At 72.4% G+C, this 8823-nt stretch carries 7 protein-coding genes; 3 read left to right on the top strand and 4 right to left on the bottom strand.

Annotated elements, in window-relative coordinates; all coding sequences use genetic code 11:
* Positions 1 to 30: 30 nt before the first annotated feature.
* Positions 31 to 681, bottom strand: a complete 651-nt coding sequence (locus tag KDL01_RS19260; protein ID WP_212529915.1) for an HdeD family acid-resistance protein — start codon at positions 679 to 681, stop codon at positions 31 to 33.
* A 199-nt stretch (positions 682 to 880) separates the two neighbouring features.
* On the opposite strand from KDL01_RS19260, the gene KDL01_RS19255 reads away from it, so the two are divergent.
* Positions 881 to 3451: an ATP-dependent Clp protease ATP-binding subunit gene (locus tag KDL01_RS19255; RefSeq protein ID WP_246576661.1), complete on the top strand. Its 2571-nt coding sequence runs from the start codon at positions 881 to 883 to the stop codon at positions 3449 to 3451.
* Between the two features lie 93 nt (positions 3452 to 3544).
* Here the strand turns inward: KDL01_RS19255 and fxsT are convergent, their stop codons facing one another.
* Together fxsT and KDL01_RS19245 are read right to left on the bottom strand one after the other, a co-directional pair.
* On the bottom strand, positions 3545 to 5608 hold the full coding sequence (fxsT, locus tag KDL01_RS19250) for an FxSxx-COOH system tetratricopeptide repeat protein (RefSeq protein ID WP_212529914.1): 2064 nt from the start codon (positions 5606 to 5608) through the stop codon (positions 3545 to 3547).
* Positions 5609 to 5652: 44 nt separating this feature from the next.
* Complete coding sequence (locus KDL01_RS19245; RefSeq protein ID WP_212529913.1) at positions 5653 to 6114, bottom strand: hypothetical protein; 462 nt, start codon at positions 6112 to 6114, stop codon at positions 5653 to 5655.
* Between the two features lie 149 nt (positions 6115 to 6263).
* On the opposite strand from KDL01_RS19245, the gene KDL01_RS19240 reads away from it, so the two are divergent.
* Entirely contained in the window at positions 6264 to 6698 is a 435-nt protein-coding gene (locus tag KDL01_RS19240) for a hypothetical protein (protein ID WP_212529912.1), read from the top strand.
* Between the two features lie 28 nt (positions 6699 to 6726).
* Here the strand turns inward: KDL01_RS19240 and KDL01_RS19235 are convergent, their stop codons facing one another.
* Complete coding sequence (locus tag KDL01_RS19235) at positions 6727 to 7428, bottom strand: TetR/AcrR family transcriptional regulator (protein ID WP_212529911.1); 702 nt, start codon at positions 7426 to 7428, stop codon at positions 6727 to 6729.
* Positions 7429 to 7578: 150 nt separating this feature from the next.
* Here KDL01_RS19235 and KDL01_RS19230 point away from each other — a divergent pair, with 150 nt between their 5' ends.
* Positions 7579 to 8820, top strand: coding sequence for a saccharopine dehydrogenase family protein (locus tag KDL01_RS19230; RefSeq protein WP_212529910.1), 1242 nt, complete (start codon positions 7579 to 7581; stop codon positions 8818 to 8820).
* Positions 8821 to 8823: the final 3 nt, after the last annotated feature.

Genomic DNA, 8823 nt, shown 5'->3' with positions numbered 1-8823 from the left:
TCGGGCCTCGACGTGGGCGAGGGTAACGCTCTACAGGTTCCGCCTATTCGGTTCGTTCCCGGGCGCGCCGTCCGCGAACCGCTCCGCCTCGCGCGCGAGGATCAGGAAGCCGTTGAGGATCCGCAGCGCGGTGCCCACCTCGATCACGCCCATGAACAGCAGCCAGATTCCGGCCAGCACGGTCAGCGCCTTGAGCGAGCCGACCGGCGCGACCAGTACCACCACGCCCGCGATCAGGCCCATCACGCCGGCGAACAGCTGCCAGCCGCGCGCGGGCATCTGCGGGTCGCCGGTCGCGGCCATCAGGATCGCGATGCCGCGGAAGAGCCAGCCGATGCCGATCCACAGCGCCAGCAGCAGGATCGACTCCAGCGCGCCGCGCAGGCAGAAAAGGCCGAGCAGGATGGAGAGCGCGCCGCTGACGAAGGCGAGCACCCGCAGCGAGCCCTCGGCGTGTGTGCCGAACGCGGCGAAGAGCTGGAACACGCCGCTGACCAGCAGGAAGATGCCGAACAGCACGCCCACGACGGCGAGCGTGGCATGCGGCCAGGTCAGCACGACCACGCCGAGCACGATCGCGGCAAGGCCGATCACCAGCACGAGCTGCCAGGCGCTGCGCGCCAGTCGCTGCATCGGGCCGGGCAGCAGGCCGGCCCCGTCGTCCCTCGTCACCGCGTCCATATCTCCAGCTTGCGACCGCTCTGCGCCCTGCGCCATCCGGGGCGCGGCGTCCGCGTCCCTCGGTTGGCTCAGGCCGCCGGGCGGGTCCGGGCCCGGAGGAGTTGAGTGGAGCGCAAGCCGCGGCCCGCCGCGCCCGGCGCCGCAGGGCAGCGGGCACGCGGGCCGTGGATCCGTATCGGCCGGCCCGGAGGTTGTCCTCATGTCCCTGTCGTCGCTCGGCTCCTACGGCGAAGATCCCTTCTCGGATCTGCTCAACCGCTTCTTCGGCATGTCCGCCGGGAGCCGGCCTCCGGCGGTGCAGCGGGTGCCGATCGGGCGCCTGCTGACCGAGTCGGCCCGCGAACTGCTCTCCCGCGCTTCGCTGCGGGCGCGGGAGGACGGCAGCGAGGACCTGGACACCGAGCACCTGCTGTGGGCCTCGACCCAGACCGAGCCGACCCGGACGCTGTTGCGCCGCGCCGGGATCGACCCCGACGACCTGGGCGAAGCGGTGGCCGAGGCGCTGCCCGGCGAGTCCGACACCCCGTCCGCGGAGCCCGGGCTCACCCCCGCGGCCAAGCGCGCGCTGATCGGCGCGCACGCGCGGTCGCAGGCCACCGGGGACTCCTACGTCGGACCCGAGCACATCCTCGGCGCGCTGCTGGACGACCCGGACTCCGGTGCCGGGCGGTTCCTGTCCGACCAGGCCGTGGACGCGCGGGACCTGTCCCGGCGGTTCGAGCCCGAGCGCAACCGGCCCGCGGCCCGCCAGGCGCGCAAGGAGAGCGAGACCCCGACCCTGGACGAGTACGGCCGCGACCTGACCGAGGAGGCGCGCGAGGGCCGGCTGGACCCGGTGGTCGGACGGGCCGAGGAGATCCAGCAGACGGTGGAGATCCTCTCGCGCCGCTCGAAGAACAACCCGGTGCTGATCGGCGAGCCGGGCGTGGGCAAGACCGCGATCGTGGAGGGCCTGGCGCAGCGGATCACGGCCGGGGACGTGCCCAAGACGCTCGAGGGCAAGCGGGTGGTGGCGCTGGACCTGGCCGGCCTGGTCGCGGGCGCGAAGTACCGCGGCGAGTTCGAGGAGCGGCTCAAGAACGTGATCGAGGAGATCCGGGGCGCTCAGGACTCGACGATCCTGTTCATCGACGAACTGCACACCGTGGTCGGCGCGGGCTCGGGCGGGGACAGCTCGATGGACGCGGGCAACATCCTCAAGCCCGCGCTCGCGCGCGGGGAGCTGCACGTGGTCGGGGCGACGACGGTGGACGAGTACCGCCGGCACATCGAGAAGGACGCCGCGCTCGAGCGCCGCTTCCAGCCGGTGATGATCCCGGAGCCGAGCGTCGAGGAGACGGTCCAGATCCTCGAGGGCCTGCGCGACGCGTACGAGGCGCACCACCAGGTCCGGTTCACCGACGAGGCGCTGGGCGCGGCGGCGCAGCTGTCGGACCGCTACATCTCCGACCGGTTCCTGCCGGACAAGGCGATCGACCTGATCGACCAGGCCGGGGCGCGAGCCCGGCTGCGCTCGATGGGCAAGTCCACCGAGGTGGTCGAGCGCGAGGACCTGATCGCGCAGCTGGGCCGGGAGAAGGACCAGGCCGTCGCGGCCGAGGACTACGAGAAGGCGAACGGCATCAAGGCCCGGATCGACCAGGTCAGGGCGGAGCTGGCCGGGATCGCGGAGCGGCGCGAGGGGGTGGTGGAGGTCACCGCGAACGACATCGCCGAGATCCTATCCAAGCGCACCGGGATCCCGGTGGCGCAGCTGACCGAGGACGAGAAGCAGCGGCTGCTCAAGCTCGAGGAGGCGCTGCACCACCGGGTGATCGGCCAAGACGAGGCGGTCGCGGCGGTGTCCGAGGCGGTGCGCCGCAACCGGGCCGGGATGGGGGACGCGAACCGGCCGGTGGGCTCGTTCCTGTTCCTCGGCCCGACCGGGGTGGGTAAGACCGAGCTGGCCAAGGCGCTCGCGCAGCTGCTGTTCGGCGAAGAGGACCGGCTGATCCGGTTCGACATGAGCGAGTTCCAGGAGAAGCACACCGTCTCCCGGCTGGTCGGCTCCCCGCCCGGGTACGTCGGCTACGAGGACGCCGCGCAGCTGACCGACAAGGTGCGCCGCCGCCCGTACAGCGTGCTGCTGTTCGACGAGGTGGAGAAGGCGCATCCGGACGTGTTCAACACCCTGCTGCAGGTGCTCGACGACGGCCGGCTCACCGACGCCAAGGGCCGCACGGTCGACTTCCGGCACACCGTGGTGATCATGACGAGCAACCTGGGCTCGCAGCTGATCCTGGCCCACCACGGCAAGGTGGACGAGATCAGGGACCAGCTGATGGAGACGCTCAAGGTGCGCTTCCTGCCCGAGTTCCTCAACCGCATCGACGACATCGTGGTCTTCCACGCCCTCGGCCGCGCGGAGCTGTCGGAGATCGTCGAGCTGCTGCTGGACCGCAGCCGCCGCCGGGTGCGCGCGCAGGGCCTCGAGCTCGAGGTCACCGACGCGGCCAAGGACCGCCTGGTCGAACTCGGCCACCAGCCGGAGTTCGGCGCCCGTCCGCTGCGGCGCACGCTGCAGACGGAGTTGGACAACCGCATCGCCAACCTGCTGCTCGACGGCGCCCTCGACCCGGGCGACGTGCTGCGCGCGGACCTGGGCGAGGACGGGGAGATCACGGTGACGGTCGCCAGCCCCAAGCCGGGCGGCGCAGCGTCTCAGGGGCCTGCCGACGGCCCGGACGCGGGCGGCGACAACGCTTTCGCCGGGAGCGTCACCGGGTCCTGAGGCCTCCGGCCGAGGTCAACGGGCTCTGATACCGGTATCGACGCCCTCCCGGCCGCCGGTGGCGCGGCGGGCCGGGAGGGCGTTGTCATGGCGTCAGTCAGCGGACTCGTCCACCCGCCGTGGGCGCACGGGCGGGTCCGTCCAGGTGGCGAGGCCGCGACGGGCCGAGAGGGTGTCGGGGTGTTCGGGACCCTGGACGCGCTCACGTACCGGCAGCAGCCGCACGAACATCTCCCGCGCGCCGGCCTCGTCCCCGGTCAACCCGGTGAACTGCGCCAGGTTGTGCCGGGTGGTCAGGGCCGCCGGGTGCACGGGCCCGGCGACACGCTCGTGGACCGGCAGCAGTTCGGCCAGCATCTCCCGCGCCGCGAACAGGTCTCCGGCTGTTCCGGTGAAACGGGCCAGCTCGCTCCGGGTGATCAGCGTCTCAGGGTGCTCCGGGCCCTGGATCCGCGCCCGCAGCGGCAGCAGGTCCGCGAGCATGTCGCGCGCCATCGCCGCGTCCCCGGCCTCCCCGATGAAGCGGGCCAGCACGAACGCCGTGGTCAGGGTTTCGGGGTCGCCCGCGGGCAGGACGCGACCGCGCACCGGCAACAGCGCCGCGAGCATCTCCGTCGCGGCGACGACATCACCGGCCAGCCCGGTCCAGTACGCGAGATTGTGACGGGTGGTCAGCGTCGAGGGATGCTCGGGCCCCTGAACACGCTCCTCGACAGGCAGCAGTTCCGCGAACATGTCCCTCGCCCGCGCCGCGTCCCCCGCCTCTCCAGTGTGCGAGGCGAGCTGGTTCCGGGCGATCAGCGTCTCAGTGTGTTCGTATCCTTTTATTCTTTCGCAGATCAGAACGAGCTCGGCGAACATGTCTCTCGCCGCCATCGCGTCTCCGGCCGACCCGGTGAATCGCGCGAGGTTGTACCGGACGGTCAGGGTGCCGCGGTGGTACGCGCCGTAGCGCCAGGTACAGGCTGTCAGCAGGCGTCGAGCGGCTGCTCGAGCCGCATGGTGGCTGCCCGACTGGAACAGGAAGACGGCCAGGTGGTTCATCCCCACGTGCCAGGGCGGCAGGACGGCCTCCGCGTGAGGCAGCAGCGCGGCGAACCTCGGCCATCCCCCTGGAATCCCTGGATCGTCGGGCAGCGCTCGGACGATCAGACTCGCGGCCGCCGTCCGCCATGCGTCGCGGGAGGCCTCGTCCAGCGCGTCCATCGTGTTCGCTTGGACGAGCCTGTGCACTGACACCATGCCCGCCCGGACCGGGCCGATGAGACTGAAGTCGCTCAGAGCGATCAACGCTTCGTCGAGGGCGAGCCGGTCCGCAGTCAGCACGCTGAGTTGTCGGGCGACGTCGCGGTCGATCCCGCCGGGCAGCTTCCGGCCGTCGGGCAGGAGCAGTCGCACGGGCACCGCGTCCGGCGCGCAGCAGGCCAGCAACCGCAGCAGGCCCAGAGCCCCCGGCGTTTCCCGCGCCTGGTCGACGGCGGCGCTCCAGGCTCCCGCCACCGCGCGCCCGTACCCGCCGCCCACCACTCGCCCCAGCACCCGCGCCCGCTCCGAGGACAGCAGGTCCAGGTAGCGGGCCGTCGGCCGTCCGGTCTTGCGCAGAAACGCCGCGCCCTGGGCGAGCGCCAGCGGCAGCGATCCCAACGCGTCGGCCACTCGCCCGGCCGCCTCGGCGTCCTCGTCGTGGGCGTGCGCGAGAAGGAAATCCACCGCCGCGGCGCGGGCCAGCACCGGTACCGGCAGCATCCAGCCGTCGGGCCAGTCTGCGCGTTGCGAGGTGATCACCACGTCCCCCGGCCCGGCCGAAGGCACCAGCTGCCGGACCACCGCCGGGTCCATCACGTTGTCCAGGACCAGGAGCCACCGCTCCCGCATGCCGGCCAGACGCGCGTGCACCGCGGTGAGCAGATCCCCCGGCCTGCCCGCCACTCCCAACGCGCACGCCAACTGCCCGACCTGCGCGGCCAACGCCGCCGGATCCTCGGCGTTGAACTGCCACACCAGCCCGTAACGTGACGCGCCGCGGTGCGCGAACTCCACGGCCACGCTCGTCTTGCCGACGCCACCCAGCCCCGACAATACCCTTACGCTCACCCCGCCGCCGGGAGCCGACTCGGCAGCGAGGTCGGCCAGCAGCCCCTCCCGCCCGACCAGCACATCCGGCCTCGGGCCGAGCCGTATGATCCGGTCTCCGGGTCCGGTCAGCTCCCGCCCGGACCCGGCAACGTAGGGTTCACCACGATCGCCACTCCCCCGAGGCTCAGCGCGGAGCCCGCGCCGGTGCCCACCACGCCGTGGTTGTGTCCGCCGATCGCCACCGCGCCGGCGCCCGCGGCGACGGTACCCGCCGAGGACGCGGCGAGCTGGGCCGAGAGCTCACGCAGGAGTTCGCCGTCCGCGGAGAGCACCTTGCGTACCTGCAATCGCAACGCAGCCAGTGCGTCCGGGTCCTCCGGCGCCGCGGCCAGATCCGCCACCGCTTCTTCCACCGCCTCCGGCCGACCGGCGTGGCGCCACACCGATTGCAGCATCCTGCGACCGAGCCCCACCGCCGCGTCGGCCGACGCGTCCTCGAGCCGCGAGAGCACGCCCGTCCCGTACGCCGCCACCGCTCCGCTCATCACCGGCACGGCCTCGGCCAGCAGCGCATCGAGCTCCGACATCGTTCCACCGCCCCTGAATCGCCCCTGAATCGCGCAGACCTGACCCTGTGTCAGGTGCCGGCACCAGCATAGCCGCGCGCTTCTCGACGCACCGGGTTTCCGGGCTCCGGCGCCTTCTCAGGCTCCGCAACCCGACATACCTTGGGAAGATGGACGAATGGTGGTCGATCGAGATATTCGGGAACGGCCTCGAAATCTCTACATGGGTGCGCACCCGTGGCCGCGACGTGATCCGGACCGCGCTCGAGTACGGCGCGTCCGACTGGCAGTGGCACGCCGGGAGCTGGGGCGTCGTGGTCGAGTTCTGCTTCGGTGAGTCGACGCGGGTCGGCGGGGGCTGGACCGCGTTCATGGACAGCCCGTTGGTCAAGGCGGCGCTCGACGCCGTGCCCGATCCGATCAATGGCCTGATCTACTATCCGGGCCGCGGCGGCACGGCCCTGGCTTCGGTGCCCCGCCGGCCCAGACCGGCACCGGCGGCCGCGGCTGCCGCGCTGCCCGTGCCCGAACCCGAGCAGCCGCGCAGGCCGCAGCGCGCCGGCGGTCCCGTCCTGGCTCCGGCGCGGGTGGGCTCTCTGCGCTGACAGGCCCGTCCGGTTCCGGTGCCGAGGCCTATCCGGCAGCGAGCCTCGCCGCCGCGCTCTCGAGCACCATGCGCAGGGCGGCCGGGTAGGCGCTGTCGTTCATCCGCTCGGCCAGCAGCGGCGCGGTGGCCGCGAGGTGCGGGTGCGTGCTGGATGGCAGCTGCGCGTAGGTGGAGCGCCAGATGCCGCGGTCGGAGGCCAGGGCGGGCTCCGGCAGCACGAGCGAGGCCGCGTCGAGGGCGGCGAAGGCCAGGCACTGGTCGATGAAGACGTGGTAGACGCGCACCGCCTCCGGGTCCGGGAACCCGGCCTCGCGCAGGGAGCCGAGGATCGCCTCGTCCACCGCCAGCTCGGAGGCGCCGCCACTCACCCGGCTAGCCGTGAGCACCGCGGCCTGCGGGTGGGCGAGATAGGCCGCGTGGATGCGCAGGCCCAGCCGGTAGAGATCCTCGAACCAGTCCCCCCGCGCGCTCCACCCCGCGAGCGCCTGTCGAATGAGCTCATTGCCCAGCGCCAGAGTAAGATCGTCCATACCGCGGAAGTACCGGTACACCGCGCTCGCGTCGGCCCCCAGCGCCAACCCCAGCCGGCGCGCGCTGAGCCCCGCCGCACCGTGCTCGCGCACCATCCGCAGCGCGGTCTCCACGATCAGCTCCTCCGAAAGCAGCACACCCTGCTTGGTCGGCCGCCTCCGCCGCCGATCCGCCTCCGCGACCACCGTCTTGGCCAAAGCCGCACCTCCATCGCCCTGATCGGTCTCGGCACGGGGACCGCGGTCGTTGCGGACCCCAAGGGGGGCCATCTTATGCCAACACCATTGACGTTCCACACCCGCCCGCAGTTGGATCGAAACACCGAACGGAAGGAAAGGTGCAGTCACATGCGGATTCTCTTGGTGGGCGCCGGCGGCGTGGGCGGCGCGATCGTGCGGATCGCGGCCCGGCGCGGCTACTTCGCGCACATGACGGTGGCCGACTACGACCCGGCCCGGGCTGAGGCCGCGGCGGCCGCGGGCAACGCCGCCGACACCACCGCGCCGTCCGCCGCCCGGTTCGCCGCCGCGCAGGTCGACGCCTCGGACGAGGCCGCGGTGGCCGCGCTGCTGGCCGAGCACGGCTGTGACGTGCTGCTCAACGCCACCGACCCGCGGTTCGTGATGCCGCTGTTCCGTGCCGCCGGGACGGCCGGGGCGCGCTACGTGGACATGGCCATGTCGCTCTCCCGCCCGCACCCCGAGCGGCCGTACGACGAGTGCGGCGTGAAGCTCGGGGACGAGCAGTTCGCGCTGGCCGGGGACTGGGCCGAGGCGGGCCGGCTGGCCCTGGTCGGCATGGGTGTGGAGCCGGGCCTGTCCGACGTGTTCGCCCGGTACGCCGCGGACGAGCTGTTCGACGAGATCGACGAGATCGGCGTGCGCGACGGGGCGAACCTGACCGTGGACGGCTACGAGTTCGCGCCCTCCTTCAGCATCTGGACCACGATCGAGGAGTGCCTGAACCCGCCGGTCGTCTACGAGCGCGACCGCGGCTGGTTCACCACGGCCCCGTTCAGCGAGCCGGAGGTCTTCGACTTCCCGGACGGCATCGGCCCGGTCGAGTGCGTCAACGTCGAGCACGAGGAGGTGCTGCTGATGCCGCGCTGGGTGGAGGCGAAGCGGGTCACCTTCAAGTACGGGCTCGGCGAAGACTTCATCGGCAAGCTCAAGACGCTGCACGCGCTGGGCCTGGACCGCACCGACCCGCTGACCGTGCGGACCGTGGACGGCGGCTCGGCGAAGGTCAGCCCGCGTGACGTGGTCGCGGCCGCGCTGCCCGACCCCGCGACGCTGGGCGAGCTCATGCACGGCAAGACCTGCGCGGGCACCTGGGTCACCGGCACCAAGGACGGGCAGCGGCGCGAGGTCTACCTCTACCACGTGGTGGACAACCAGTGGTCGATGAAGGAGTACGGCTCGCAGGCCGTGGTGTGGCAGACCGCGATCAACCCGGTCGTCGCGCTGGAGCTGGTGGCCCGCGGCGAGTGGGACGGCGCCGGGGTGCTCGGCCCGGAGGCGTTCGCGGCGAAGCCGTTCCTCGACCTGCTGGTCGAGTACGGGTCCCCGTGGGGCCTGCGGGAGCAGTAGGCG

Source organism: Actinospica durhamensis (genome assembly GCF_018139695.1).
In the GTDB taxonomy this organism is placed as follows: domain Bacteria; phylum Actinomycetota; class Actinomycetes; order Streptomycetales; family Catenulisporaceae; genus Actinospica; species Actinospica durhamensis.
This window is presented reverse-complemented; position numbering and strand designations above follow the sequence as displayed.

Coding starts and splice junctions, on each gene's coding strand:
- KDL01_RS19260 (WP_212529915.1), bottom strand. CDS start 681: ATGGACGCGGTGACGAGGGACGACGGGGCCGGCCTGCTGCCCGGCCCG.
- KDL01_RS19230 (WP_212529910.1), top strand. CDS start 7,579: ATGCGGATTCTCTTGGTGGGCGCCGGCGGCGTGGGCGGCGCGATCGTG.
- KDL01_RS19255 (WP_246576661.1), top strand. CDS start 881: ATGTCCCTGTCGTCGCTCGGCTCCTACGGCGAAGATCCCTTCTCGGAT.
- KDL01_RS19240 (WP_212529912.1), top strand. CDS start 6,264: ATGGACGAATGGTGGTCGATCGAGATATTCGGGAACGGCCTCGAAATC.
- KDL01_RS19245 (WP_212529913.1), bottom strand. CDS start 6,114: ATGTCGGAGCTCGATGCGCTGCTGGCCGAGGCCGTGCCGGTGATGAGC.